The following is a 25,618-nucleotide window of genomic DNA, read 5'->3' as shown; positions in this document are numbered from 1 at the left end:
CAAACCAGTCTATTCTGGGGGAATGCCCAACACCGCCGCGCAGCCCGTGCTGCTGATCCAGACCCGCGCCGACGACGTCGCCGTGGCCGATGAGCTGCGCTCCACCGCCGCCCTGGGCGAGTTCGTGCCCGGCCAGCTGCGCAGCCTGCGCCTGGACCGCGAAGTGGCGGAGCGTCCGGGCCACGCCGGGGCGCCCTGCCTGGACTGGCAGCAGATCATGAACGCCCACGCCGCGATTATTCTCGGTGGCAGCCCGTTCAACTCCTCCGATCCGGCGGAATCCAAAACCCCGGTGCAGCGACGGGTGGAATCCGAACTGCGGTTCCTCTTGGATCTCGTCGTCGCCCAGGATTACCCGTTCCTCGGCGCCTGCTACGGAGTGGGCGCGCTCGGGGTGCACCAGGGTGCGGTGGTAGACACCCAGTACGGAGAGCCGGCGGGCGTGGTGCGGGTGCGCGTCACCGAATCCGGGGCCGAGGATCCCCTGCTGGCCGGGGTGGATGTGGAGTTTGATGCGTTCGTCGGCCATAAGGAGGCGGTCAGCCGCCTGCCGGAGACCGCTACCCTGCTGGTGGGCGGCGAGGCGTGCCCGGTGCAGATGTTCCGGGTGGGTGCACACGTGTACGCCACCCAGTTCCACCCCGAACTGGACCAGGAGGGATTGCTGTTTCGACTGCGGCTCTACGCCCACCACGGCTACTACGATCTCACCGAACAGCAGGCGCTCTTCACCGCGATCGAGGCGGCGGAGGTCACCCAGCCGCAGCGGATCCTGGCAAACTTCGTGCGTCGCTACGCGCAGAACACCGGCCGACACACTGGCCCCGGTCGCTCTCGGAATAGTGGAGCGACATCGGCTGTTGGCCACGAGTATGACCACTTCGACCGCGTTCCCCCATCTGTTTGATTCCCTGACTATCGGGCCGCTGAGCCTGCGCAACCGCACCATCCTGGCCCCGATGTGCATGTACTCGATCACCGAGCACGACGGCGTGCCGGGCTCCTGGCACCAGGTGCATCTCGGCGCCCGTGCGGCTGGAGGATTCGGCATGGTAGTCGCCGAAGCCACCGCCGTCTCACCCGAGGCACGCATCTCCCCGGCCGACGTCGGGCTCTGGAACGACACCCAGCGCGACGCTTGGGCCCCGATCGTCGAGACCATCCGCTCCTACGGTGCGCTGCCCGCCGTGCAGCTGGCCCATGCTGGAGCCAAAGCCTCCACCGAGCCCGGGCTGCCCGGCTACACGGGCGCCTCGGTCGGTATCGACGACGACGGCTGGCAGACTGTGAGCCCCTCGGGCATCAACCCCGTCTCCGGGCTGGCCGAGACCCGCGAACTGAGCACGGAGCAGGTGCGCCAAGTGGTCGCCGATTTCGTGGACGCCGCCCGCCGCGCCGATGAAGCGGGGTTTGAAGCGGTGATGATCCACGCCGCCCACGGCTACCTGATCCACCAGTTCCTCTCCCCGGTGACCAACCAGCGCACCGATGAGTACGGCGGCAGCGTGGAGAACCGCACCCGGTTGCTGCGCGAGATCCTCGCGGAGGTGCGCGCCGTCTGGCCCGCCGAGAAGATCCTGGGGCTGCGCATTTCCGGCTCCGACTACGTGGAGGGCTCCTGGTCGCTGGACGATTCGGCCGAGCTGATCGCCGGGCTCGTGGACACCCCTCAGGCCCGCGCGCAGTACGGGCTCGACTGGGTGGACGTCTCCTCCGGCGGGATCGGCGACACCTACCGGGGCCCCTCCGGCCCCGGCTACCAGCTGCACCTGGCCGAGCGGATCCACCGGGTGGCGGAGGCGACGCGCGACAGCGAGCGTCCGCTCACGGTGTCCGCCGTCGGCATCATCACCGAGCCCGGCCAGGCCCAGCAGATCGTGCTGTCCGGTCAGGCGGATGCGGTCTCGATTGGTCGTGCGGCCCTGGCCGATCCGAACTGGCCGGCCCGCGCCTCCGTCGAGCTGCGCCCGAACAGCGAGATTCCGTTTCCGCCGCAGTACCACCGGGCCCAGCGCGCGCTCTGAGAACCTGGTAGAACAGAATCATGAGTGTTCGCACCCCTGACCCGCACCCGGGATGGCTCAACGAGGACGATCTATACGAGGCACGGCGGCGACTGCCGATGGTGTACGTGGAGGCGATCCCGGTCCGCGTGGATTCGCTGGGCTACGTCTCCGAGGTGGGCTCCCTGTACGTGGCCGACGACGACGGCCGGTTCTACCGCACCTTCGTCTCGGGGCGGGTGCTGTACCGCGAGACCATCCGGGCCGCCCTGATGCGCCATCTGGAGAAGGACCTCGGCCCGCTGGCGCTGCCGCAGCTGCCCCCGGCGATCTCCCCGTTCACGGTGGCCGAGTATTTCCCCTCCCCCTCGGAGACCGGGCTCACCGATGACCGCCAACACGCCGTCTCGCTGTGCTATCTGGTGCCGGTCACCGGGGAGTGCCAGCCGCGCCAGGACGCACTCGAGCTCACCTGGTTCACCCCGGACGAGGCGCTGTCGCCCGAGATCCAGAACGAGTTCGTGGGCGGACGCGAGCTCCTGGTCCGGCAGGCGCTGGCCCATGCGGGTTGGGGGCGGTGACGGGGCCGATGAGTAGCGTTGACCCGATCCGCGTCGGTTCCGTCAGTGAGGTTCCCGAAGGCGAGGCACTGCTCGTGCCGGCCGCCACCACCGGCACCGTGCCGATCACGGTGTTCCACGCCGAAGACGGTGAGTTTTACGCGCTCGACGACCGGTGCACCCACGGGGCGGCGTCGCTGGCCGAGGGCTGGATTGAAGACGACCAGATCGAGTGCCCCCTGCACGGCGCGGCATTCTGCCTGCGCACCGGGGCCGCACTGACCCTGCCCGCCACCGTGGACACCCGAACCCACCGGGTCGAGGTGGACGGCGAGGACCTGCTGCTCTACCCGGGCACCCCGGCGTCGTCATGAGTTCTGCTGGCCCGGTCGCCCAGCCAGACGCCGATCCTGTCACCGGCCCGGTCATGATCGTGGGTGGATCCGTGGCCGGATATACGGTGGCCTCCCGGCTGCGCCAGCACGGGTTCACCGCCCCGATCACCCTGATCGACCCCGAGGGGCTCCCCTACGAGCGCCCGCCGCTGAGCAAGCAGCTGCTGCTGGGGGAAACGGGCCCCGAGGACCTCGCGCTGGCCGGCACCTCCTGGTTCACCGAGCACGAGGTCGAGCTCGTCCACGCGCGCGTGGAGTCGTTGCGGCTGGGTCCGGCCGGGGCGGAGCACACACTCACCCTCGACGACGGCGCGGAGCTCACCGCCGCCACCGTGGTGCTGGCCACCGGGGCCACACCCATCAGCCTCGGTATTGAGGTCGACGACGACGCACCCAGCGCCAACGATCCGTCAGCGGATCCGCGAGTGCTCACCCTACGCCACCGGGACGACGTCACCGCACTGCGACAGATTCTCGACGCCGCACACCACACCGGGCGACCGGCGCGGATCGCCGTCGTCGGCGCCGGGGTGCTGGGCGCGGAGCTGGCCTCCTCACTCACCGAGCTCGGCGCCGAGGTGGTGCTCTTCGCCGGTCCCGGCATCCCGGCGTCCGCGCTCTTCGGCCGCCGCATTGCTGCACGGTTGCACGCCCAGCACACCGACCACGGGGTACACGTCTTTCCCGAGTACGCGGGTTCGGTGCGCCTGCACAGTTCCAGCAACACCAAGCCCAGCTCCGACCCGACCAGCACCGGCGTCGAGGTCCTGACCCTCTCCGGCGCTGCCGTGCCCGCCGACGCGGTGATCTCGGCCATCGGCATCTCCCCGAACACCTGGCTCGCCGAGGAGGGCGGACTCGAGTTGGCCGACGGCATCATCGTCGACGCCGACCAGCGGGCCAGCCACCCGGATGTTTTCGCCGTCGGCGATGTGGCCCGCCATGAGCAGGCACCCCGGCGCACCGAGCACTGGCAGCACGCCATCGACACCGCCACCACCGCCGCCGCAGTGATCGCCGAGGCCACCCCACCATCCCCCGGACCGGAGTGGTTCTGGTCGGACCGTTACGGGGTGCATGTGGAGGCGATCGGCAGCCTGCGCGCCGCCGCGGCCGACCACCCGGCCACCGGATACACCGTCGTCCACCGTGAGGACCCGGCTCATCCGGAGAAGCTCGCCACCTTCGTGCTCGACGACGCCGGGCTGCTGGTCGGGGCCGCCAGCATCGACGACCCGCTGGCCGTGCGTGCGGCGCGGCGCATCATCCAGCGCGGTCTCGTCGTCGATCCCGATCAGCTGGCCGACCCCGAGGTGAGTTACAAGGCGCTGGCCCGGTGAAGCAGCTGGCCCGGTGATCTCTCACCCGCGCACGGAGGGCCCCACCGAGCGTTCGGGTTCGGCGGTGCGCTTCACGTACCGGCGCCACGCCCAAGGGAAGAGCACACACATGACGCCGATGCCGGAGCCGATCACGGTCTCCATGGCACGGTCGTACATCAGCGCCGTCGCCTCGGCCCCGGTGGGCAGTGCGCCGGTGTGCGCCGACGTCGCCAGCACCGTGGCCAGCAGCGCCAAGGGGGTCACCACCGCCTGAGCGATCATGTACTGCCGGGCGATAAACATTTCCGCGGTGAACTGCAGGGCGGCGATCAGCAGCACCAGCACCCACAGCGCCGGTTCCAGCGCCAACACGGCAGCGAGCACGAGCAACCCGAGGAACGTGCCGATCACCCGCTGTAGCCCGCGGCTCACCCGGTACCGGGTCGAATGCCCCACCAACGGCACCACCGCGGCCACCATCGCCCAGTAGTTGTGGCTGATCCCGAGGGCCGCCCCCAACGCGGTCGCCACCGTCCCCGCGGCACCGGCGGCCACCAGATACCAGACGCCCTCGCCCAGAATGATCTTGCGGTGATCCTCCGACAACGCCTCCGTGCGCGGCCAATACAGCGGGGTCCGGTGCGATCGCAGCACCCGCGACACCAGCCCCACCGCCAGGGCGAATCCCACGGTCGCGCACGACGTCGCCATGGCCTCCCACCACGCCGGCTGCACCGGAATCGACGCCACCGCGGCGAACGCGAAAATCTGAAACAGCGAACCCGATGGACGCAACCGCCAGTGCGCGGCGATCACCGAGGCCACCCCGGCCACCGCCGTCGTGCAGGCCACCAGCAGCCACGGGTTCTGCGCCTCCGAAATACCGACGCGTCCGGCCAGGGTAGCCAGCAACAGTACCGCCAGCATGAGCCCACCGGCGCGCGCCTGCATCTGGAAGCGGGCCGCGTGATCGAGATTGCGCCCATAAATGGCGGTGAACGCCCCGAAACAGGCAAAAATGGAGAGATCAATCCGGTCGATCGCCAGCAGGGTCAGCAGCGGCACCAGCACCGTGATCGCGCAGCGCACCCCCGCCTCGTGGTCGCGGTCGGCGGGCCCGATCGTGAACAGCGACGGCAGCGGATTCGTCAAACTCCTCAGCGCCATGGCGGCTCCCCCTCTCCCTCATGTCGGGGCCCGGTCGACCGCGACAGCTGCCCCGGTGTCAGCGAAGCCCCACCATGATCATTACCATGGAACCTGTGCCTACCGACGCTGATGCCGCCCAGAACGTGACCAACCAGACAGCCGCAGCTGCCCGCCAACCAGCGCAGCCCTCCCCGCGTGATTTCTCGTTCAGGGTGGAGCACCGGCTCACCGGCGACGACGGCGCCCCGCGCCACGGCCGCACCGGCACCATCGTCACCCCGCACGGCATCATCCAGACTCCCGCCTTCATTCCGGTCGCCACGCAGGCCACCGTGAAAGCCGTACTGCCGGAGGCGATGGCCGAGCTCGGCGCGCAGGCGCTGCTGGCCAATGCCTACCACCTGTACCTGCAGCCCGGACCGGATCTGCTCGACGAAGCCGGAGGTCTGGGGCGGTTCATGAACTGGCCGGGGCCCACCTTCACCGATTCCGGCGGCTTCCAGGTGATGTCCCTGGGCTCCGGGTTCAAGAAGGTCATCGACATGTCCGGCCCGAAGAAGGTCGAGACGGTGGGCTCAGACGACGCGGTGGCGCCGGGCAAGGAGCGGCTGGCCCACGTCGACGACGACGGCGTCTGGTTCAAGTCGCACCTGAACGGCGACCGCCACCGGTTCAACCCGGAGGTCTCGATCAGCATCCAGCATCAGCTCGGCGCCGACATCATGTTCGCCTTCGACGAGCTGACCACCCTCTACAACTCCCGCGGCTACCAGGAGGAGGCGCTGGAGCGCACCCGGCTCTGGGCACAGCGCTGCCTCGACGAGCACGCCCGGCTCACCCGTGAGCGCAGCGACCGGCCGTACCAAGCGCTCTTCGGCGTCATTCAGGGCGCCCAGTACGAAGACCTGCGCCGCAAGGCCTGTGCTGACCTGGCCGCCATGACCACCGAATTCAATGCACATTCCGACGGCGCCACGAGCACCACTGCCGAGACCAGCATCAGCTCCGGCTTCGACGGCTACGGGATCGGCGGGGCGCTGGAGAAGAAGAACCTGGGCACGATCGTGAACTGGTGCGCGGACGTGCTGCCGGAGAACAAGCCGCGGCACCTGCTGGGCATCTCCGAACCCGATGACATCTTCGCCGCGGTGGAGGCCGGGGCAGACACCTTCGACTGCGTCTCCCCCACCCGGGTGGCCCGCACCGGGGCGTTCTACACGGAAAAGGGCCGGTTCAACCTCCCCGGTGCCAAGTACACCCGCGATTTCTCACCCCTGCAGGAAGGGTGCGACTGCTACACCTGCGCCCACTACACGCGCGCGTACCTGCGTCACCTCATCAAGGCGAAGGAGATGGTGGCGCACACGCTGATCTCCATCCACAACGAGCGGTTCACGGTGCGCCTGGTCGACCGGGTGCGCGCCTCCATCGCGGACGGCACCTTCTACGAGCTCAAGAACGAGGTGCTGGGCCAGTACTACGGCTGACGCGGGCTGACGCCGCTCACACCCCGTACGCCACGGGCAACCGCACCTCGCCCGAGGGAACGGGTGCTGATTGGTCGAGGATCCGGACCTGCAGCGCCTCCGGCTGGTCAGCGAAGCCAGCGGTGATCCCGTGTGCCTCAGCCGGTTCGAATCCGAAGCGCGGATAGTAGTCGGGGAACCCGTAGACGACCACCAGCGACGCCCCGTCGGCCTGCGCGGCGGCCAGAGCCGCTTCGATCACCGCGGTGCCGCCGCCTTCCCCGTGATGCTGGGGCAACACCCCGGCGGGCGCCAGCATCAGAACGTCAGCTTCCGCGTCCGCCTCACTGATGGTGCAGCGGTGCAACACGGCGTGGGCGGCCGCCGTCGTCTCCAATTCGGAATCCGGGATCGCCGTCGTCATCCCGATGATGGAGTAGCGTGGAATCCAGTGCTCGGGATCCTGGCGCAGCGCGTCGATCAGGTCTGCCTCGGCGCTGGTGTGGAAGGCCGCTTCCAGCACCTGCCGGATCATCCGCCGATCCTCAGCCGAGCCCTCGTTTTCGCTGCGGGTGCGCCACAGTAGTCCGCTCATCTGCACCATTGCTCCTCCAGCATGTCTCCGCAGCACCCGTCAGGGCTCCCTCCGCGGGTGCTGTTCAAACCACTCTAGCCAGGTCCGTGACGCACGTCACTCCATGCCGGGCGAGGGTGCGACGACGTCGTCCACCACCGTCTCCCAGCGACGCCGTGCGGCGGAGCCGACCTCGGCAACCTGGGACTCCCAGACGGCGGCACTGAGGCCCCGGCTGGCCTCCGGGTAGAGGTAGCCGCGCACCACGAGGGTGCGCTCCCCACCCATGAGCAGGGTGCCGAACTCATAGACGGCGTCTGTCGTGCGCAGCGTCACCGACCGCGAGGTGGCGTCCTGATCGGACAGCGAGTCGGTGGTGGCGATGACCGTGCCACGCAGCAGCTCGCCGCCTGGCTGTTCCGTGCCGCCTGCCCCGGACGGTGCTGGGTTGCTCACACCGCGTTCTTCTCCGACGACGGCTCCGACCAACCCGAGCGTCGTCACGATGTCGTCGTCGGGACCTCCGGCGCGCATCACCAGGGCCTGAGCCGCGTGGCGGTCGCCGAAGTGAGCGTGGAACTGCAGCAGGTTCAGCCAGGCGCCTTCCCATCCCTCCTGGGTGCCCAGGATGGCGTCCTTCCAGGTCGCCCCCTCGGCGCTGATACCGCTGCGCAGTGTGGCTCGGGTGACGGTGCCGTCCTCACCCACCGGAGTCAGCACGATCTCGGTCTCCCACGGCGGCACCGGCTGCTCCTCGCCCATCCAGTCGGCCTCGAGGTACCGATAGCGGCGGTGCGGCTCCCACTCGACGATGGTGCCGTGCGATGCGCCGAAGTCCCCGTGATGGGTGATGAGCGCTCCGCCCACGCGCCCGTCGATCTCCGCCTCGACGAACCAGCGCCGGTAACCGGGACCGGTGGCCACCGATTCCCAGACCGCTTCGGGGGTGGCCGGAAGATCCACGCTGACCTCCATGAAGCAGTGTTCGTCGTCGACGTCGATGTGGGTGCTGATGCTCTCCGCGGGGTCAGTCATGCGTCCAGCGTGGCACCGTGGGTCCACCGGGTCAATGGAACCGATGTCTTCGTCACGAACCCTCTGGTATTACCGCGCATGACCTCCGCCGGCCGAGAGCATGCTTTGGCCGGGCCGCCCCAATTACCGTAGCGTTCATCGCCCCCTACATGACCCTGACCGAAAGGAGCCAGCCGTGTCAGATCGTCTGCGCCAACTACAGGAAAAGTACCGCCCGCATTTCGAGAAGATCGCGGACGGCGCCTCCGAACGTGACGCCACGCGCGAGCTGCCCTACGAGCTGATCAAGCAGCTCATCGCCGATGGTTTCGGCGCGGTGCGCGTTCCGGTGGAGTACGGCGGTGCCGGTGCGACCCTGCCCGAGCTGTTCGAGCTGCTGACCGACCTGGCGACGGCGGATTCCAACATCACTCAGGCTCTGCGGGCGCACTTCGCGTTCGTGGAAGACCGCCTCGTGGCGGAACCCGGTCCGGCGCGGGACGCCTGGCTGCGCCGCTTTGTCGACGGCGATCTGGTGGGCAACGCCTGGACCGAGATCGGCGACGTCGCCCTGGGTGAAACGGCCACGAAGGTCTCCCCCACCGATGACCCGGACGTGTTCCGCGTCAACGGCCAGAAATATTACTCCACCGGGTCGATTTTCGCCGACTGGACCGACACCACCGCCCAGCGCACCGACACCGGCGACCAGGTGATCGCCGTCGTGAGCACCCACCAGGATGCGGTGGCTCGCTTCGATGACTGGGACGGCTTCGGCCAGCGCACCACCGGCACCGGCACCACCATCTTCACCGACGCCGAAGTCTCCGCCGAGAACGTCATCCTGTTCTCCACCCGGTTCAAGTACCAGACTGCTTTCTATCAGGTGGTGCTGCTGTCGGTGCTCGCTGGCACCGCGGCGGCGGCGGAGAAGGATTTCGGTGCCACCCTGGCTGCACGTCATCGTACGTTCAGCCACGGCAATGGTCCCGCTCCGCAGGATCCGCAGCTGCTCCAGGTGATCGGCGAGGTGTCCTCGGCGGCGTTTGCCGCACGCGCCACGGTCTACCGCACGGCTCAGGCTCTACAGGATGCGTACGACGCGGCCTTCGCGCTGCGGGAGGGAACCCTCACTCTGGAGGAGGAAGAGCGGGTCAATGACCACACCGAACTGGCGTCGGCTCAGGGACAGGTGGCGCTGACCGGCTACGTGACGAACGCGATCAGCCATGCTTTCGATGCGCTAGCGGCCTCGAGTTCTTCGACGTCGAAGAACTTGGACCGGCACTGGCGTAATGCCCGCACCGCCGGCTCACACAACCCGTGGGTGTTCAAGGCGAAGCAGATCGGCGATTTCGCGACCAACGGCACGGTGCCGTCTCGCATCTGGGCCGTCGGTTCCACGAAGTAATCCGACGCCAGATAGGCACGCCACATGGCGCCAGTCTATTGTCGCTCTGGCCGCCAGTAGGTGTTGCGTCTCGGGACCTGGTCGGGGTCGATATACGGTGGCGCGGTGAACCAGGGCACGTCGTCGACGATCCGGATCTGCCAGTCTCCTCGGTCGGCTAACCGGTGGTCGTGGTGGCATAGCAGCACCCCGTTGGCCGTCGAGGTCGGTCCTTGATTCCGGGCTGGGTCGATGTGGTGGCTTTCGCACCACGGCGCCGGAGCCATGCATCCGGGGGCGGCACAGCCGCCGTCGCGGGCGACGAGGGCTTTGCGCAGGTGTTTGTCGAAGAATCGCTCACTGGTGCCTACATCCAGGATCTGCCCTGCCCCACCGAGGACGACGGGCAGGATCTCGGCTTCGCAGAGTAGGTGCCGGATCGCGGTGGGGCTGATGGGTCCGGTGTAGGAGCCCTGGCAGAGCTCGAAACGGGTCAGGGTCCCATCGGTGAGCCAGGCCGGGTCAAGGTTCTTCGGGGCGATGTCGGCCTGGTGCATCATCCGCAGCAGTAGCGGCAGGTCGAGGGTGACCAGCATCTGGGGCCGGGTCCCGCCCTGATCCGGGAGCGTGTTGTGCGGGACTTTCAATCCGGCGGTGAGGACGCCGATGAGGGCGTCGTGGGCTTTCTGGTCCCGGGTGCGCTCGTCCAGGTTGTCGACTGGGGTGCCTGTGGCATCCACCGCGTGGGTGGTTTCAGCACCCTCTGCAACGCTGGGATCGGCGCCTGCCTGGGTGCGAGTACCCGCGTCTGATGTGGTGGTGTCGCCGCTGTGGGAGCCAGGAGTCGCCCTGGGGTTGTTCATCGCGTGGACCAGGGTGCGGAAGAGTTCATCACCGGCCTGATCGGTGGCGCATTGCCAGATGTTGAGCTTGCCCCGGGTGCCGATGCGGCGTAGTCCCCGTTTTTTCTCAGCGATCGTGTCGTCGGGGGCTTCGCCATCGGGATTCACCTGGTTGCTGGTGCGTTCCTTCCATCCTGCGGCGTACGCGGCGAAGGCGTTGTCGTCGAACTCCCGAGCCTGTGTGACGAGGGTTTTCTCCCCGTCGTTGATGAGTTTTTTGACCTCGTCCGGGTCGGTGCTGACACTGCGGGCTTCTTCTTCCACCGCACGGAGGGCATCGATGATGGCCTGGACGGCGCGTGGGGTGATTTCGCCATCCACGGCGGCGTCGTGAACGTCGGGTCGCGGGGGTTCGGTGGTGGTGCCTGCGGCGTCGGTGAGGCTGGTGAGCGTGGTGTCGGGGTGGATCGCGGTGGCGGTCTGAATCCGGCGCCGGGCCACCCCGAACCCAACCTGGGTCTGGAAGCGGAGGTAGTCGGCGGCGTTTTTGTGCGTTACCCGGCCGGTGGGCAAGCCGAGCAGTTCCAGGCGCTGTTCGTGCAGCGGGAAGATCCGACCGACGATCCCGGCCAGGGCGGTCTCGACGTTCTCGCAGAGCCGCCCCAGGACGGCGGCCTGCTCGATCATGCTGGGCAGGGACGCGGCAGGGTCCTCGCAAATGATGGCGTCGGCGTCGTTGTTTCCCTGGGTGGTGTAGTGGCCGTGTTCGTTGGGCAGGAATGAGGTGCCCCAGTCCTGGCGGGTGTCCGCACCTTCGCGGTGGAACGGGCTGAACTCATCGTGGGCGTGAGCACTGGAGAGGCGGCGGCTGAGGGTGGTGAGCCCCTGGGTGAGCAGGATGGTCAGGTCGGCGGTGGAGAGGTCATCCAGGGCGTCGAGCAGGGGTAGCAAGGGGGATGAGACCACACTGGTCATGACCTGGCTCCCTCCGACGTCGGATCATGTGCGGGTACGTTTGTTCTAGAACTAAGTCTAGTGCACGGATCCGATTAAGGGAATGGCTGATCTAAAATGTGGATAAGTCGGGTGAGCGAAAAATGGGCGTGTGGGAGTGCGCGGACTGGTGCGGGAGCTGGCCCCTCCACAGGGGTGCGACACACGTAGATAGCAACGGCACCGGACCTAAGAAGAGATCCAGCGCCGCTCAGCGACGCTTGCAGGGCCAGGGGGTTATCGAGTTTTCGAGGGGCTTATCAGGCGAGCGGACTCGAGTGAGGGTCCGGAACGCGCCTCGGCGTCGTCAACCGCGATCTCGTCAGAGTCGGCCTCATCACCGCGCAATAGCGGCAGGGCCCCGGTTTCCGGAGAGCCGGCCGAGGTCGCTCGCACTCCGTCCTCCACCGTGGTGGCCAGCGGCTTCTGCTGCACAAACAGCAACAGCACCGCGGCGGCAATCATCAGCGGCAGGATGTAGAGGAAGATCGGCATCAGCGCCTCGTTGTAGCTCCCGACAATGACATCATGCATCGCGTCCGGCAGCTGCTGCACCATCTCCGGCGTCAGGTTATTCACGGAGGACCCGCCCGCGGCAGCACCCGACGACGCCATCCGCTCCCCCAGGATGTCCTGCAGTCGCGTGATGAACAGCGACCCCACCACCGCCGAGCCCAGTGTGGCCCCGACCTGGCGGAAGTAGTTGTTCGCCGCGGTCGCTGTACCCACCACGGACACCGGGAACGAGTTCTGCACGATCAGCACCATGATCTGCATGGACATACCCAGCCCCAGACCCATCACGCCGAGCGCGCCACAGAGCATCCAGATCGCGGAGTCGGCCTGCAACTGTGAGAGCAACACCAGCGACCCTGCCACCACGACGGTGCCCACCACCGGATACGTCTTGTAGTGCCCGGTGCGCGACACCACCATGCCGGTGATCACCGACGTCAGCAACATGGTGCCCATCATCGGCACCATCAGCAGCCCGGCCTGCGCCGCACCCACACCCGTCACCATCTGAATGTAGGTGGGCATGTAGCCCAACGCGCCAAACATCGCCACACCGGTAATCAGCCCGGCCACGGTGGTCAGGGTGAAGTTACGGTCGGCAAAGAAGCTCAACGGGATCACGGGCTCGACTGCCTTCGACTCGACGACGACGAACAGCACCGCCAGCACGGCGGCCGCCACGAACAACCCGATGATCAACGGGGAACCCCACTCGTATTCGCTGCCACCCCAAGTGCTGGCCAGCACCAGCGCGGTGGTGGCCGCAGCGATCAGGGCCATGCCCAGGTAGTCCAGGCGCGGGCGGTCGGCGCCCAGCTTCTTCGGGGCCGGCAAAAACAGCGCGACGGCGAGCATGGCCAGCACACCGAAGGGCAGGTTAATCCAGAACGCCCAGCGCCAGCCCGGACCCTCGGTCAGCCAGCCACCGAGCAGGGGTCCGGCCACCGAGGACACGGCAAACGCCGCACCCATGATCCCCATGTATTTACCGCGCTGCCGCGCCGGCACGACGTCGGCAATAGCAGCCTGCGAGAGGATCATCAGGCCGCCGCCACCCAGTCCCTGGATGACGCGCGAAACGATCAGCACCTCAATGCTGGAGGCCAGCGCCCCGGTGATCGATCCGATCATGAACAGCCCGATGGCAACCAAAATCACCGGGCGGCGACCGAACACATCGGAAATGCGCCCATACACCGGCATGGTGATGGTGGAGGCGAGAATGAACGAGGTGATCACCCACGACATGTGGTTCACCCCGTTCAGGTCACCCACGATGGTGGGCAGGGCGGTGGCCAGCACGGTTTGATTGAGCGAGGCCATCAGCATGGTGAGCAGTAGCCCCACGAAGAGCAGGACCAGGGATTGCTGCGGTTTCCGTTGCGGATTCTGCTGCGAGTTCTTCGGTGACGTCGCAGCGGCGTCGACAGGTGTCACGGTCACAGTACTTCCTTGAGCGTGGTCGAAAAGAGCTCGACGGCGTCTACGAGGGCCGGAGAGTCCGGATCGATCATCGAGTCGGGATTCTTGGCGTAGGCGAAACGCAGTGCGGTTCCGGCGATCATCACCATCGCGTGCGCGACGTCGGGGGTGGTGCGCGGTTCGCCGTCCTGGTGGGCTAGATGTTCTACGAGCACCTCGGAGATGACGTCTTCGGCGCGCACCGCGTAACGCTTCAGGGTGTGCGAGAGCGACGGCGCCAGCCCGGCGAGGCTCATCAGGTCCTGGCGGGTCTCACCGCCCACCCGGGACGACGACATCACCGACATCAGCAGCCGCACCACCGGCCCGAGGGCGCGCTCAACGGCGATTTCTTCCAGGAACTTCTCCAGTACCTGCGGCGGCACCGAGGGCTCGAGCACGCCGAGGATCGCCTCGTCCTTGGTGGCGTAGTAGTTGAAGAAGGTCCGGCGCGACACCCCGGCCGCGTCCGAAATGGAGGTAATCGTGGCAGCTTCGTAGCCCTGCTCCGTCACCTGGGCGACGGCGGCCTCATGGAGGGCCAGCAGGGTCGCCTGGCGCTGTTGTTCGCGCCGACCCACAGTGGATTCGGCAGCGAACTCAAGGCCGGTGTCAGGAATAGAGACGTCACTTTTTTGCACCAGTGCAGTTTATGCACTGGTGCAAAGTTTTGCAAGTCGGGAGGGTTAGCGCGCTCCGTAGGCCGGTTCGTGGCGCTTGACCAGGGCCATCACCCACATGGTGACCGGGGAGAACACGATCTCCACCACAGATTTGAAGACGAACCCGACCACCACGTAGTTCACGAACTGGCCCATGGTTTCGATGCCGATCACCTGGGCGGCGATCGCGCAGAACACCAGGGTGTCCAGGAATTCACCCACCAGCGTGGACGCAGCGATGCGCCCGAACAACAGTCGCTCGCCGTTGCGGCGCTTCATCCGGGTCATCACCCAGGCATTCGAAAGCTGGCCCACGAGGAACCCGAGCAGCGAGGCGCCCACAATCATCCACACTGGACCCAGGGTGCGCTCGAGTGCTTCCTGTCCGTCATACCAGGAGGCGCCGGGGAGCACGATGATGATCCAGTAGCACAGGGCCGCGAACGCGGAGAGGGCGAAGGTGGTGATAATGGCCCGGCGCGAGGCGCGGAAACCGTAGACTTCGGAGACGACGTCGCCGATGATGTAGGCCAGCGGGAAGAGGAAGAAGCCGCCGTCGGTGATGATGGGCCCGAACTCCACCCCCTTGGCCGCTCCGATGTTGGAGAGGATGAGCACCACGGCCATCAGTGACATGAAGATGGCGTAGAGGCCTCGTCCGGTGGGTGCGTAATGTGCGGGTGCGGCAGTTTCGGGCACAGTCATTCCTTGTGAACGCGACGAAAATCGATGATGAGCAACGTGATGGGTCTCGACGACGACGGTGTCACTGCCTCTCCGGCCCGTGCGCGCCTGCTGCCCCAGGCGGCGTCGAATCACCGATATTGTGTCACACCTGCCGTCACCCCGTGGTCACACCTGCCGTCACTGCTGCTGGCCGGGCGTCCCCACCGTGTAGCTGCGCTCGACCGGGGTGGCGTTAACCTCCCAGTCACCGATGATCCGGGCCCGGTAGATCAGCGGGTTGTGGCTGGCCAGCACCCGGGCGTTGCGCCAGTGCCGGTCCAGCCCGCGCGAGGCCGACGCTGCCGAAGCCCCGCCCACCTCGAAGATCGCGGTCGCCGTGGCAAGTACCGCCGGGGCGATCACCTGCTGCGCTTGGTAGACGGAGAGGTAGAGCCGGTCGACGTCGATTTCCGGGAGGATCCGCCCGTCCGACTCGGCCTGCAGCTGGCGGGCCAGCTCCGGCAGAATCGCCGCAAACGCAGCGCGGGCGCCGAAGATCTGCGACGACGCGTGACCCACCACGTGCAGCACCTGCGGGTCCTGCCCCGGCAGCTCGGCGGCACCATGGGAGAACCCTCGGGTCCGCGAGCGCACGTAGCCGGCGCCCTCCTCCACCACCGCCTGGCCGATGCCGGTCAGCACAGCCAGGTGCACGTACTGGGCGAGCGCCTGTCCGAACGCGACGCGGCCGCCGGAATCGGGGCCGTCCCCGGGCGGGGCGATATCGGCGTGCGGCACCGGGGTCGAGGCGAAACGGGTGGTCCCGGAGGCGGTGAGCTGCTGGCCGAAGCCGTCCCAGTCGTCGACGATCGTGATGCCCGGCGCGGTACTCGGCACGGCCGCGCTCACGGGCTGTCCGTCGTCGTCGGTGGCAGAGACGAGGATCCAGTCAGCATACGCAGCCCCGGTGGAGTAGAACTTCTCTCCGGTGAGCACTCGCACGGGGTAGCCCTCGGCGTCGCGCCGTTCGGTGGTGTGCAGCCGCGTGACGGTCTGCCCGCGCACGTTGCCGCGCTCCGTGAGGGCGTTGCCCACGATGGCGCCCTCGCCGATCCGGCGCAGCCACCGGTCCCGAAATTCCGGCGTGGCCGGGTCATCTGCAGGACGGGACAGCACATCCTCCACGTGCAGCCAGTGCGCCCGCAGTGCCTGTGCCAGGTTAGAATCGGCCCGGCCTAGGGCCACCAGAAACCAGGAGGCCTCCTCGAAGCTCAGCCCAGCCCCGCCGTACTCTTCCGGCACGCGCAGTCGGGTGTAGCCGGCGTCGCGCAGGGCGTGCACCGCGTCGCGGTCCAGCTCCCCGGCGGCTTCCCGGCTCACGGCGGTGGCCGCGATCTGGTCGAACACCGGGGCCAGCTTCTGATGCGCGGCCCGGACTCGGTCGGGCTGTGTTCCCAGCTCACGCGTCGTTGTCATCAGATGCCCTCTGCGAACTGTACCGGCGTCGCAACAGCACCAGCCTCAACGCCCGCTTCACCCGCTTCACCGGCACCCGCCGCAGCCGGATCGGAGTTCCGTGCTGTCGAGTGGTGCGGCGGCAGCACCCCGTTGATCCGGTAGTTCCCCACCGCCTGGGTGCGGTAGATCAGCGGGGTGTGGCTGGCGATGGCGCGCGCGTTGAGCCAGTGCAGGTGCAACTGCTTGGCCGCATCCGTGGCGGAGGCGCCGCCGGCCTCAAAGATCTGCCCGGTGGCATCCAGAATCAACTCCGACACCACCAGCGACGCCTCCGAGAGTGCAATGTTCGCCCGGGCGTGCGCCTCCAGGAACACCGGATCCTCCAGGTCGGTGTGCCCGCGAGTGGCCCGGTACGACTCCTCAACCACCTCGGCCGCCCCGCGCACGATCTGCCGCGCCGATGCCACCTTCGCCGACACCGCCCCGATCACCTGGTGCACCAGCGGATCCTGGGCGGGCGTCTCCGCCGTCGCGTGATCGTAGGTCCGACGCCGCTTCTGCACGAACCGGGTGATCTCGCGCAGTGCTGCCGCACCAATCCCGGCTTGAGTGGCGGTCAGCACGATCCACAGCACCGTGTAGGCCAGCACCCCGGTGGGCACGTTGAACTCCTGCAACCGGTCGGCCTGCACCGGAACCCCGCGGAACGTGGTGGTGCCGGATGCGGTGAGCCGCTGGCCGAACCCGTTCCAGTCATCCACCCGTTGTACCCCGCGGTCATGCGCATCCACGACGACAAACAGCGGGCCCTCGTCCTCGCGCCCGGGACGCGTGGCCGACACCAGCAGGTAGTCGGCGAACAGCGCGCCGGTGGAGTAGAACTTGTCCCCGGAGATCTCCCCGATCTGGCTCGTGCCGGTGGCCACCGCTGACTGCGAGGTGTCGGCGTCGACGTCGGAAAACAGCACCGGCGCCTTGCCTGCCGTCGGCGGCAACTCCACCAGCGCGTTGCCGAAGATCTTGCCCGCGGCCACCTCGGCCAGCCACCATTGAGACACCGAGCCCTGGGACTCGTTCTCGTGCTGTTCGGTGAACATGAAGTGCCCGTGCAGGGCTTGCGGCAGGTTGGAATCCGCCGCAGCAAGCTCGATCAGCAGCTCTGCCAGCTGCTGCAGGCTCGCCCCGATTCCGCCGTACTCCCGACCCAGCCGCACCCGGGTGAACCCGGAATCGCGCAATAACTCGATCGCGTCGAAAGCCAGCTCATGGTCCAGTTCCCGTTGCTGCGCCCCGGCCCGGATCAGGGCGAATACCGGATTGAAGTGCTGGGCCAGCTGCTCGCTGGTGGGCCCGTGCTCGGCGGTGGCTTCTTTCAACTGGGCAAACGTCGACGTCGACATGGGGAGGGTCCTTTCCTACGTACTTGCCCGGGACGGTCGTACCGCGGGCCGAATCCTCACCTGGAGCACCCCACTACGGCGAGAGGGTTGCCGTCCGGTCAGCCAGGGCTTCGCACCGGATCTCGTGATTCTCTGGTCCCGAACCTAGCCGGGCCCGCGCGACGTCGACAACCTTTTCGGCCCAGATCGCGCACGCTGGGACACATTCCGTCACCCTCGCGGCTTCAGCTGTTCCCGGCGTCGCGGCACACACCCTAAGCTGAGACCATGACTTTCTCGGAGATCGCCACCACCGCCGCCGTGTCCGCTTTCAGCCTCGTTGACCCTCGAGATCTCGACGACGAAACCCGCCGCTACTACCAGGCCGGATCGGCCCTCACCTCGGTGCTCGCACTCAGCACCAGCAACCCCACCCTGCGCTCCACGCCGGCCCTGCTACGTTGGGGCATCAAGGCCGGAGCCGACGCCGTCGGCTGGTGGGCCGCCGATGGCCGCTTCGATCACTGGGACACCGCCGTGCACGAATGGATCGAGTCCAAGGGCTCGGAGCACCCACGTTGGTGGATCGCCGCCGGGGCCGCCGCCACCATGGTCGGCACCTTCGCCCTGGACCGCGCGCTCAGCCGCTGGGAATCCCGCGCGGCTTGGGAACGCGAGCTCGAGGAGACCGAGGAAGAAGACCTTTTCGAACCGCTGCATCCGCGCGTCCGCGAGGTGCTGGAGTTACTGGCCCCCGAGGAGCTGATCCAGTCCGAAGACGTCCAGGAACAAATCAATTCAGCCACGCAGCTCGCGTTCGAGCCCACCTATGACAGCGTGGTGTTCCACGTGCCGGAGGAATCGACCCGGCTCGTCCCGTTCCAGCAGACTTGGTGCGTGGCCGGGGTGTTCCAGCGCAATGGGGTGGAGCATGAGATCCGGTTGATGATCAACGACGGACTGCTGGGCGAACTCGTCATTTACGCCGACGACGACGCCGAGGTCGCGTTCTCCAGCCTGAACGAGTGGCCCGCGCCGAGCGAGATCACCCTGATGATCGAGTCCCCCACCCCGGTGTCCTGACTCATTTTCCATAGACGATCATGGCTGCGGACACTCGATGGTGTTCGCAGCCATGACCTAATTTAGAGAAGAAAGTACACCCGGCGGAGCTGTTACAGACTCTCGAGAATTTGTTTGGTTGTGGTCCTCAGTGAATCAGCAAACTGATAGATATCGACCAAACCGTTGATGGGGTGCCTGGTTTCGCGGCGTTCCTCGTCAAAAGTGCCGATGTACTTTTGGGAACGATTGAAGTGGAGCCGCGCTATCGATCGACGGTTATTGTCATCGAGCATGATGGCGAAATAGGACTTGGAGTCCCGGTAGTAGATGCGCTCCGGTGCAACCTCGCTACACACGATCGCCCTGATGATGTGGAACCCTTCCAGCTCTTCAATCGTGGTTTCGATGCCGTCATCCTCAACGACTGCTTCTTGCAGATCCTGATCAACGACTTCTTCGCTGGAAAGATTCTCAGCGAGTGAGGCTCCGCTTTCTACGGACACGGCAGTGTCCCCGAGCGCCGTCTTCAGACGATCGTTGACCTGGTCCCGAAGGAACTGACGCGTCGCTTTGGCGATGAGGCTGGCGAACTGCTCTCGAACCCGTTGTGTGACGGGACCTTCGTAAACCTTCGAGGCAATGAATTTGACCCAATCATCATCCGCTTCATGGAAGAAGTCACCGATGCGCCTCTTGATCGCGCTGATGTATTTGAGCTCTTCGGCTGCGTTCACCACCGATTCAAGGTCGAAGTCTTCTTTGGACAGCTTCTTGAGTTCAGGCAACAACGCATCGTCAATGTCGTTGAGGTCCAAAACCAGGAATGGCTTCGAGTCCATTTTGTTCGGGGCGTCCAGATCTGTATAGAACTGGTACTGCTCACCGTTCGTCAAAATGGCGATCCGCGCTTTCGTCACTGCGAAGTATCGGAAGAGCTGCGATGCATGTTCTAGCTTCAAATTGCTCGTCAGACTCTTGCACTCGACCAACATCTGGATTTCGCCATCCCGGACGATGGCATAGTCGATCTTCTCGCCCTTCTTGATGCCGAGATCTGCCGTGAATTCCGGCACAACCTCCAGTGGGTTGAAGACGTCATATCCAAGGATCGACGAGATGAATGGCATCACCAAAGCATTCTTCGTCGCCTCTTCTGTAGCGATAAGGTCTTTCTGCTGGTGCATTTTGGCCGCTAGCGAGTACAAACGTTCCGAAAAATTCACAATGCTCCTTTGCGAGTGACGTTCATCTCCATGCTAGGTCGAACCTGGACGTAAACCTAGAGGAATATGTGAAGTTGCCGTAGATGAACGCAGCGCCGCTGGTGCCGCGAAGTCGCGGTCCATGACAGCAATAACTCAACCGATAGAGTGTGAGTCAGCACACATCACCGGCTGAGGGGCGCGCAGTGGATTCAAACGGAGGCATTCTTGCCCGGGTGGCGCGCATTCTGAAGACCCTGGCCCACAGCGGCGCCGGGCTCACCGCTACTGAGATGTCTCGAGCCACGACGATCCCGGTGTCGACCTGCCATCGGATTCTGCGCGCCCTGGCCGAGGAAGATCTCCTGGAGATCGACACCGCCTACCGCTACCACCCGGGACTCTCCCTCTGGGAACTGGGCACCACCTCCCCCAGGTCGGGACAGATCCAACAGGCAGCACTGCCTTTTATGCGGGATCTGATGCACGTCTCCGGCTTCCCCGTGCACCTCGCTGTCCGCGATGGCCTCCAGGCGGTCTTCGTGGAGAAGATGTATCCCTCCGGCAAGGTTCCGGAGAGGCCCCACGTCGGCAGCCACTATCCGCTGCATCTGACCTCCGTGGGGCTGGCACTGCTGGCTCACGCGCCGTCGTCGGTCCAGGAGCAATATCTCAGTTCAACGCTGGAGCGCCGGACGAATCTCACCGTGACCGATCCACATCAGATCAGGCGGACCCTGGCCGATATCCGCGCCCAGGGGTTCGCCATCAGCGACCGGCAGGTCAATGAGACGTCCATCTCGGCGGCCGCTCCGATCAAGAGTGCCGACGGCAGGGTCGTCGCCGCCCTCTCGGTCAACACTCCCCACGGCGTGCTACGCGAGCGAACCATGGCTCACGCGGTGCAGACCACCGCGCTGAGCATCTCCCGGGCGATCTCCTGAACCGCGGTTTTCTGCAAAATTCGGACCACAAATCCCACGTCGTGAAATGTGACTAGCCTCACACTACCTCGATTGAAAGGGTGTCTAGTGCAGGCATCACCCTTTGAACTCGAGGAGCACCCATGTCACGGCAGTCCGCAGCACCATTTCAGTCCATCTCCCGTCGAGGATTCCTCGGCGGTTCCCTCGGTCTGGCGGCCCTTGGCGCACTGACCGCCTGCGGCAGCGCCGGCGGTGCTGCGGGCGGTGGTGCCAGCAACGGATCCACTTCCGCCTTCACCTACTTGAGCTACCTGCCGATGGAGACCCTCTCCGTCGCACCGGAGCTGATGGCCGCAGCGGGTGGCTACTTCGCGGATCAGGGACTGGACGTGACGTTCCAGACCACCAAGGGTTCCCCGCAGGCCATTCAGACGCTCGTCTCTGGGGCCGGCCCGCTCACGCGCGTCGGCTTGATCGATCTGATGACGGCCGCCGCCGACGGACAGCCGCTGGTGAATGTGGGCAGCATTGTGCGCGGTTCCTCCATCCGCACGCTCTACAGCACGGACGCACCACTAGCCTCTCCGGAGGATTTCGCCGGCAAGACCGTCGGGGTGCCTTCCGAAGGCGGCACCAGTGACAAGTCGTTGTCGCTGATGCTGCACAAGGCCGGCATTGACCCGTCAGAAGTGCAGCGCCAGGTGGTCGGTCTCGGCCCGGGAACATTCGAGCTCGTCAAGCGCGGCGACATCGCCGGCTACATGGTCAGCATCGACCAGGCCATCACCACCATGCACCAGTACCCGGGTGAAGCCGACTACTTCGACAGCGGATACCAGGTGCGCGCTGACGCCCAGATCTACACGGCCAGCCGCGACTCCCTTGAGCAGCACGGCGACGCGATCGGCAGCTACCTGACCGCCATCAAGCAGGCCACGCAGGCGATGGTCGACGACGAAAGCCTGGACGAGGTGCTGGAGACGCTGCGCAGCGAGTACTCCTTCGCCTCCCTCGACGACGACGAGATCGCCCGGGAGGCGCTCGACCAGGCGCGCGCCCTGTGGACCGCCGACGGCACGGCCGAGTTGCTGGTGACCGACGAGAGTTATTGGGAAGAGGGCTACCAGGAGCTGGTCGACGCCGGCCTCGTCGAGTCCGGCCACGACGTCTCCGAATGGGTCGACAACAGCTTCGTCTCCGCCTGAGCATCCCCTGATTTCAGACCGTGAGGAAAGCACAAGATATGTCATTGCAGATCAACACTGAGTCCCCTTCACCGGTAGACGTCGATGACGTCAAGGTTGATATCCGCATCGCGGAGCTGGAGAAGACCTACAAGACCGATCGTGGCCACGTCCAGGCCCTGAGCGGCATCAACCTGGAGGTGCGACAGGGAGAGTTCGTCTCCCTGGTCGGACGCTCCGGCTGTGGAAAGACCACGCTGCTGCGGATCATGGCCGGGCTCATCCCGCCCACCGCCGGCCAGGTTCTCATCGAGGGGCAGTCGTTGTGGACCGGCGAGCGCGTCAACTCCAAGCTGGTGCGCAATCTGGGGGTGGTGTTCCAGGAGGCGAATCTCTTCCCCTGGTACAGCATCGAGGAGAACATCGCCCTGCCGCTGAAGCTGCGCGGCACCCCGAAGAACGCCCGTCGGGCCCGCGTCCGCGAGCTGGCGGAGCTGGTCGGGCTGGGCGGGTTCCTGAAGAACTATCCGCGTGAGCTCTCGGGCGGGATGCGGCAGCGCGCCGCCATCGCCCGCGCCTTGAGTGATGATCCGCAGCTGTTACTGATGGATGAGCCCTTCGGAGCTCTGGACGCCCTGACCCGGGAGAAGATGAACGCCGAGCTGCAGCGCATCGCCCTGGCCACCGGGGCCACCGTCGTCTTCGTTACCCACGACATCGACGAGGCCGTCTCGCTGGGCGATCGCGTCGTGCACCTGACCCCGCGGCCGGGACGGATCAAGGAGATCATCGACGTCCCGTTGACCCGTCCCCGCACACCCCTGGTGACCCAGGACGACACCTACCAGGACCGCGTCACCCACCTGCGGACATCGCTGAACGAGGAGCTGGACCATGAATCGTAAGAAGCTGCTGCGCATCCTGCCCTGGATCACCACACCGGGGCTGCTCATCGTGCTGTTTGTGGTGTGGGAGATCACCGTCAAGGCGCTGGACGTCTCACCGCTGATCCTGCCGCCGCCGTCGTTGATCTTCGAGGGCCTGGGCTCCGTGCTCGGCGAGGCCAGCACCTGGTCGCACATCCGGGTGACCGTCATCCAGATCCTGATCGGATTCACCGCGGGAACGTTCGCCGGAGTCGTCGTCGGCGTCCTGCTCGGCAAGCTGCCGCTGCTGGAGGCGAGCGTGCGTCCGCTGATCATCGCCCTCGAGGTGATTCCGAAGGTGGCGCTGATCCCGCTGTTCGTCATCTGGTTCGGCTTCGGGATGACAACGAAGATCATCATCGCCGGGCTGCTGGCCTTCTTCCCGGTCATGCTCAACGTGCTACTCGGGGTGCGCTCCGTGGATCGCGGTCACCGCGACGTGATGCAGAGCATCAACGCCTCCCGGTGGCAGACGTTCAAGCACCTGGAGGTGAAGAGCATGATGCCGCACGTCTTCGCCGGCATGGAGACAGCCATTGTCCTCGCCGTCATCGGCACCATCGTTGGCGAGTATCTGGGCGGCAACGAGGGGCTCGGGTACCTGGTGGTCCGAACGCTGAACGAGCTCAATGCCCCGGCGCTGTTCGCCGTCATCCTCATCCTGGCGACGATCGGCCTGATCATGTACTTCACGGTGAACTCGCTGAAGCGGTTCGTGATCCCGTGGCACGAGTCGGTCTACGGCAGGAGGGAATCGGCATGACGGAGTCCGCGACGCAGACATTGCGCAGCAATTTCCCCGTCGGTTCGCCCCGGTGGGCCACCCGGCGCACCCAATGGCGCGCCCTCGGGCTCAACGATGAGGACATCGACAAGCCGAAGATCGCGGTGGTGAACTCCTCATCCAAGCTCGCCCCCTGTTTCAGCCACCTCGACGACATCGCGGACCGGGTCTGCGAGGTCATCCGCGACCAGGGCGCAATCCCGTTTGAGGTGCGCACCGTGGCCCCGACCGATTTCATGATGGCGGCGGGCCGCGGCGGAGGCTACGTGCTCTCCAGCCGGGACCTGCTCACCAATGACGTCGAGGCGGTGGTTGAAGGCGCGCAGCTGGACGGGATGATCTGTTTGGCCTCGTGCGACAAGACGACGCCGGGACAGCTGATGGCCGCCGGACGGCTCAACGTGCCCACGGTCGTGGTGCCCTGCGGCTATCAGCGCAGCGGTCGCACCGACGACGGCGAGGTCGTGGACATCGAGGAGGTGTTCATCCGCGCCGGCCATGTGGCCTCCGGGCGCTGCACGCTCGCCGAATTGTGTGGGATGAGCGACCGGGCCATTCAAGGCCCCGGGGTGTGTTCGGGGATGGGCACGGCCAACACCATGCACATCGTCTCCGAGGCGCTGGGGATGAGCCTGCCGGGCAGCGCACCGGTGGCCGCCAATAGCCCGGCGATGTGGCGGAACGTCGACGATTCGGCACGCGCCATCGTGGCGGCGGTGCAACAGAATCTGCGGCCCCGCGACATCCTCACCCCGGCGGCATTCCGCAACGCCGTCGCCAGTGTGCTGGCCGTGTCAGGATCCATCAACGCGGTCAAGCATCTGCAGGCCATCGCGGTGGAGTCCGGGCTGGAGCTGGATATCAGCGCGGAGTTCGCGCGGCTGCAGACCGTGGTGCGGCCGCTGAGTACCGTGCGCCCGGCCGGGCCGACATCGATCGAGGAGTTCGACGCCGCCGGCGGTGCCCTGGCGGTGCTGCACCAGCTGGGCGGCGTCGTCGACCGCAGCGTCACCACCGTGACCGGACGGTCACTGGGCGAGATTCTCGCTGATCCGTGCGCAATCGATGAGCAGGTCATCCGGCCTCTGGACTCCCCCGTGGCCGACCACGCCACGATCCAGATCCTGCACGGCTCGCTCGCCCCACACGGGGCCATCGTGAAGCTCTCGGCCACCGAGATCCGGGCCACCGCGTTCTCCGGCCCGGCCGTCGTTTTTGAAGACGCGGCCGCGGCGATCGAGGCGATCCACGCCCAGCGCATCCCCTCCGGCTCCGTGCTGGTGGTGCGCGGGCTGGGACCGCACGGCACCCCCGGGATGGGGATGGCCTCGAACGTGGTCTTCGCCCTGGACGGCGCCGGGCTGACCAATACGGTTTCCGTGGTGACTGACGGACAGCTTTCCGGTCTCGTCAACAAGGGCATCGTCGTCGGCGAGGTCAAGCCTGAGGGGGCCCGTCCCGGGGCACTCAACCTCGTTCGAGACGGGGACCTCGTCGCCATCGATCTCCGCGAAGGAACCGTCGACCTCAAACTCACCCCGGACGAGCTCGACGCGCGTTCATTTTCCACCGCATCGAAGACCACTCATCCACCCAACAGCTGGCTCAGTGTCTATGACACGACCGCCACCGACCTTGAGCACGGAGCGACCCTCAAAGGCGCTTCGCACTAACCTGCACA

Annotated in this window: 23 protein-coding genes and 1 riboswitch; of the genes, 13 read left to right on the top strand and 10 right to left on the bottom strand. The window is 66.3% G+C overall.

All coding sequences use genetic code 11. The features are described 5' to 3' along the window. The first annotated feature begins 22 nt into the window (after positions 1 to 22). Genes P8192_RS03195 through P8192_RS03175 form a run of 5 tightly spaced genes read left to right on the top strand, consistent with a single transcriptional unit; the run spans position 23 to position 4,298 of the window. A complete protein-coding gene (locus P8192_RS03195; protein WP_278158455.1) occupies positions 23 to 907 on the top strand; it encodes a glutamine amidotransferase in 885 nt (294 codons plus the stop codon). Then, positions 873 to 2,024, top strand: coding sequence for an NADH:flavin oxidoreductase/NADH oxidase (locus P8192_RS03190; RefSeq protein WP_278158453.1), 1,152 nt, complete (start codon positions 873 to 875; stop codon positions 2,022 to 2,024). The genes P8192_RS03195 and P8192_RS03190 overlap by 35 nt, the downstream gene beginning before the upstream one ends. A 20-nt stretch (positions 2,025 to 2,044) precedes the next feature. Continuing rightward, positions 2,045 to 2,584: an NUDIX hydrolase family protein gene (locus P8192_RS03185; RefSeq protein WP_278158451.1), complete on the top strand. Its 540-nt coding sequence runs from the start codon at positions 2,045 to 2,047 to the stop codon at positions 2,582 to 2,584. An 8-nt stretch (positions 2,585 to 2,592) separates the two neighbouring features. Further along, positions 2,593 to 2,937 (top strand): bifunctional 3-phenylpropionate/cinnamic acid dioxygenase ferredoxin subunit, encoded by a 345-nt coding sequence (locus tag P8192_RS03180; protein WP_270106180.1) that lies wholly within the window; start codon positions 2,593 to 2,595, stop codon positions 2,935 to 2,937. Further along, positions 2,934 to 4,298 (top strand): NAD(P)/FAD-dependent oxidoreductase, encoded by a 1,365-nt coding sequence (locus P8192_RS03175; RefSeq protein WP_278158449.1) that lies wholly within the window; start codon positions 2,934 to 2,936, stop codon positions 4,296 to 4,298. The genes P8192_RS03180 and P8192_RS03175 overlap by 4 nt, the downstream gene beginning before the upstream one ends. Positions 4,299 to 4,319: 21 nt before the next feature. Here P8192_RS03175 and P8192_RS03170 read toward each other — a convergent pair whose 3' ends face one another. Next, complete coding sequence (locus tag P8192_RS03170) at positions 4,320 to 5,447, bottom strand: FUSC family protein (protein ID WP_278158448.1); 1,128 nt, start codon at positions 5,445 to 5,447, stop codon at positions 4,320 to 4,322. 86 nt (positions 5,448 to 5,533) lie between these two features. Between P8192_RS03170 and P8192_RS03165 the strand changes: the two genes are divergently transcribed. Beyond that, complete coding sequence (locus P8192_RS03165) at positions 5,534 to 6,916, top strand: tRNA guanosine(34) transglycosylase Tgt (protein ID WP_278158446.1); 1,383 nt, start codon at positions 5,534 to 5,536, stop codon at positions 6,914 to 6,916. A 16-nt stretch (positions 6,917 to 6,932) separates the two neighbouring features. Here the strand turns inward: P8192_RS03165 and P8192_RS03160 are convergent, their stop codons facing one another. Both P8192_RS03160 and P8192_RS03155 read right to left on the bottom strand, forming a co-directional pair. After that, a complete protein-coding gene (locus P8192_RS03160; protein ID WP_278158443.1) occupies positions 6,933 to 7,490 on the bottom strand; it encodes a GNAT family N-acetyltransferase in 558 nt (185 codons plus the stop codon). 96 nt (positions 7,491 to 7,586) lie between these two features. Then, entirely contained in the window at positions 7,587 to 8,504 is a 918-nt protein-coding gene (locus P8192_RS03155) for an SRPBCC family protein (RefSeq protein WP_278158441.1), read from the bottom strand. A gap of 175 nt (positions 8,505 to 8,679) precedes the next feature. Here P8192_RS03155 and P8192_RS03150 point away from each other — a divergent pair, with 175 nt between their 5' ends. Further along, positions 8,680 to 9,894, top strand: a complete 1,215-nt coding sequence (locus P8192_RS03150) for an acyl-CoA dehydrogenase family protein (RefSeq protein ID WP_278158440.1) — start codon at positions 8,680 to 8,682, stop codon at positions 9,892 to 9,894. A 35-nt stretch (positions 9,895 to 9,929) separates the two neighbouring features. Here the strand turns inward: P8192_RS03150 and P8192_RS03145 are convergent, their stop codons facing one another. The 6 genes from P8192_RS03145 to P8192_RS03120 all read right to left on the bottom strand — a co-directional run bounded on the left by P8192_RS03145 (position 9,930) and on the right by P8192_RS03120 (position 17,871). Beyond that, entirely contained in the window at positions 9,930 to 11,690 is a 1,761-nt protein-coding gene (locus P8192_RS03145; protein WP_278158439.1) for an HNH endonuclease signature motif containing protein, read from the bottom strand. 255 nt (positions 11,691 to 11,945) lie between these two features. Further along, positions 11,946 to 13,667, bottom strand: a complete 1,722-nt coding sequence (locus P8192_RS03140) for an MDR family MFS transporter (protein ID WP_347403423.1) — start codon at positions 13,665 to 13,667, stop codon at positions 11,946 to 11,948. After that, entirely contained in the window at positions 13,664 to 14,326 is a 663-nt protein-coding gene (locus tag P8192_RS03135; protein ID WP_278158437.1) for a TetR/AcrR family transcriptional regulator, read from the bottom strand. Before P8192_RS03135 ends, P8192_RS03140 begins: the two co-directional genes overlap by 4 nt. 45 nt (positions 14,327 to 14,371) lie before the next feature. Continuing rightward, complete coding sequence (locus P8192_RS03130) at positions 14,372 to 15,052, bottom strand: queuosine precursor transporter (protein WP_270106190.1); 681 nt, start codon at positions 15,050 to 15,052, stop codon at positions 14,372 to 14,374. A gap of 159 nt (positions 15,053 to 15,211) precedes the next feature. Next, complete coding sequence (locus tag P8192_RS03125; RefSeq protein WP_278158435.1) at positions 15,212 to 16,489, bottom strand: acyl-CoA dehydrogenase family protein; 1,278 nt, start codon at positions 16,487 to 16,489, stop codon at positions 15,212 to 15,214. After that, entirely contained in the window at positions 16,489 to 17,871 is a 1,383-nt protein-coding gene (locus P8192_RS03120) for a monooxygenase (RefSeq protein WP_270106192.1), read from the bottom strand. The genes P8192_RS03125 and P8192_RS03120 overlap by 1 nt, the downstream gene beginning before the upstream one ends. Before the next feature lie 14 nt (positions 17,872 to 17,885). Further along, positions 17,886 to 18,001, bottom strand: a riboswitch (SAM riboswitch). A gap of 137 nt (positions 18,002 to 18,138) precedes the next feature. On the opposite strand from P8192_RS03120, the gene P8192_RS03115 reads away from it, so the two are divergent. Next, positions 18,139 to 18,933, top strand: coding sequence for a hypothetical protein (locus P8192_RS03115; RefSeq protein ID WP_278158433.1), 795 nt, complete (start codon positions 18,139 to 18,141; stop codon positions 18,931 to 18,933). Positions 18,934 to 19,025: 92 nt separating this feature from the next. Here P8192_RS03115 and P8192_RS03110 read toward each other — a convergent pair whose 3' ends face one another. Continuing rightward, positions 19,026 to 20,138, bottom strand: a complete 1,113-nt coding sequence (locus tag P8192_RS03110) for a type I restriction endonuclease (RefSeq protein WP_278158431.1) — start codon at positions 20,136 to 20,138, stop codon at positions 19,026 to 19,028. 185 nt (positions 20,139 to 20,323) lie between these two features. Between P8192_RS03110 and P8192_RS03105 the strand changes: the two genes are divergently transcribed. The 5 genes from P8192_RS03105 (at position 20,324) to P8192_RS03085 (ending at position 25,610) form a co-directional block, all read left to right on the top strand. Beyond that, a complete protein-coding gene (locus tag P8192_RS03105; RefSeq protein ID WP_278158429.1) occupies positions 20,324 to 21,061 on the top strand; it encodes an IclR family transcriptional regulator in 738 nt (245 codons plus the stop codon). Between the two features lie 122 nt (positions 21,062 to 21,183). Then, positions 21,184 to 22,248: an ABC transporter substrate-binding protein gene (locus P8192_RS03100; protein ID WP_278158427.1), complete on the top strand. Its 1,065-nt coding sequence runs from the start codon at positions 21,184 to 21,186 to the stop codon at positions 22,246 to 22,248. Positions 22,249 to 22,286: 38 nt separating this feature from the next. After that, on the top strand, positions 22,287 to 23,132 hold the full coding sequence (locus P8192_RS03095) for an ABC transporter ATP-binding protein (RefSeq protein ID WP_278158425.1): 846 nt from the start codon (positions 22,287 to 22,289) through the stop codon (positions 23,130 to 23,132). Beyond that, positions 23,122 to 23,916, top strand: a complete 795-nt coding sequence (locus P8192_RS03090) for an ABC transporter permease (RefSeq protein ID WP_278158423.1) — start codon at positions 23,122 to 23,124, stop codon at positions 23,914 to 23,916. Before P8192_RS03095 ends, P8192_RS03090 begins: the two co-directional genes overlap by 11 nt. Next, positions 23,913 to 25,610, top strand: coding sequence for a dihydroxy-acid dehydratase (locus tag P8192_RS03085; protein ID WP_278158421.1), 1,698 nt, complete (start codon positions 23,913 to 23,915; stop codon positions 25,608 to 25,610). Before P8192_RS03090 ends, P8192_RS03085 begins: the two co-directional genes overlap by 4 nt. Positions 25,611 to 25,618: the final 8 nt, after the last annotated feature.

This window comes from Citricoccus muralis, assembly GCF_029637705.1.
Taxonomy (GTDB): Bacteria; Actinomycetota; Actinomycetes; order Actinomycetales; family Micrococcaceae; genus CmP2.
Note: the sequence above shows the minus strand (reverse complement) of the source record. Positions and strands in the feature narration are given on the sequence as shown.